The 1,185-nt window shown below is 44.6% G+C and carries 2 protein-coding genes and 1 pseudogene; all 3 read right to left on the bottom strand.

Translation table 11 applies throughout. The features are described from left to right. Nucleotides 1-168: GTPase (locus tag SPADD19_RS12245; RefSeq protein ID WP_241496460.1), on the bottom strand; the 168-nt coding region annotated here is incomplete at its 3' end. A 57-nt stretch (nt 169-225) separates the two neighbouring features. After that, entirely contained in the window at nt 226-939 is a 714-nt protein-coding gene (locus SPADD19_RS01110; RefSeq protein WP_003017354.1) for a nitroreductase family protein, read from the bottom strand. Next, nucleotides 936-1,185 (bottom strand): annotated as a pseudogene (locus SPADD19_RS12240) (primosomal protein DnaI); the annotation flags it as partial. The gene SPADD19_RS01110 and the pseudogene SPADD19_RS12240, both read right to left, overlap by 4 nt.

The following is a 1,185-nucleotide window of genomic DNA, read 5'->3' as shown; positions in this document are numbered from 1 at the left end:
AATGATACTAAATTTTCGATTCAACCACTCAGCTGTTGCATAAATGCGGTCACGAGTGACTCCTTCTACATCCTCAACGATGGAAATCCGCTCACCGGCAATCCGGTTAAAGAGTGTAGATTTTCCGACATTGGGACGGCCTACAATCGCAATAGTTGGTAGGGCCATGATTTCCTCTTTTCTAATGAAAGGCGAAATTTCGATTCAAGAACGCCTCTCTTCATTTCATAATAGTTTGTGTTTTTCTAGTAGTTTTTTGGTCTCTTCTTGTTCAGGTTGACCAAATTGAGTTGCAAGGCGCTCGCTCCAGCTGTCTGTTACACGCGCTCCAGCATAATCTGCCTGAACCTTGTCATAGGCAGTCACAACTGATAGGTCTTGTTCTTGGTATTCTTCTTCAAAAGCAACCTGCTCCAATGGCAAGCGTGGTTTCACTGCATGTTGCTGGTTGGGTACTCCGAGAGCAATCCCAAAAACAGGGTAGGTATAGTCTGGCAGACGGAAGAGTTCTGAGACTTCTTCTGAACAGTAGCGCAACATGCCGATAATCACTCCACCATAGCCGAGACTTTCAGCTGCCAATAGCGTATTTTGAGCTGCTAGAGCCGCATCCACTGAGGTGATCAGTAAGTTGTCCACCCCTTCAGGATGGAAATCCTGCTCATGGAGTTTGACAGCTTTTTCAGCGCGGTTTAAATCCCCAACAAAGAGAAGAAAGACGTCTGATTGGCGAATCGCTTCTTGAGGAAGCAAGTCGTAAAGAGCTTCTTTCTTTTCCTTGCTTTTGACCACAATCACAGAATAAGACTGAAAGTTTTTCCAACTTGATGCCATCTGCCCAGCTGATAAGATTTCCTTGAGGTCAGCTTCTTTGATGGCTTCTTCCTTAAAACGGCGAACAGAAAAATGAGATTTCATTAAACGGATGGTTTCATTCATCTGCGATTCACTCCTTCCAAATGGATTTCCTTGGCTAAAAATTTCACGCGCTCCATGACACGTTTGGCCTGCCATGTTTCATCTCCATTGCGCGAAACCGCAAAATGACGCTCCAACTCTTCAAAATTAAAGTTAGAAGTAAAGAAGGTTGGGAGATTTTCCTGCATCCGGTGTTGCAGAATCACCTGTAAGATTTCATCTCGCACCCAGGCTGACATCTGTTCCGCACCGATATCATCAAGAATT

It is taken from the genome of Streptococcus parasanguinis (genome assembly GCF_001578955.1).
Taxonomy (GTDB): domain Bacteria; phylum Bacillota; class Bacilli; order Lactobacillales; family Streptococcaceae; genus Streptococcus; species Streptococcus parasanguinis_U.
The sequence above is the reverse complement of the archived record's forward strand: the minus strand, read 5'-3'. Positions and strand labels throughout refer to the sequence as shown.

What these genes read in the sequence shown, in the direction of transcription:
- SPADD19_RS01110 (WP_003017354.1), bottom strand. Translation starts at nt 939, where the DNA reads ATGAATGAAACCATCCGTTTAATGAAATCTCATTTTTCTGTTCGCCGT.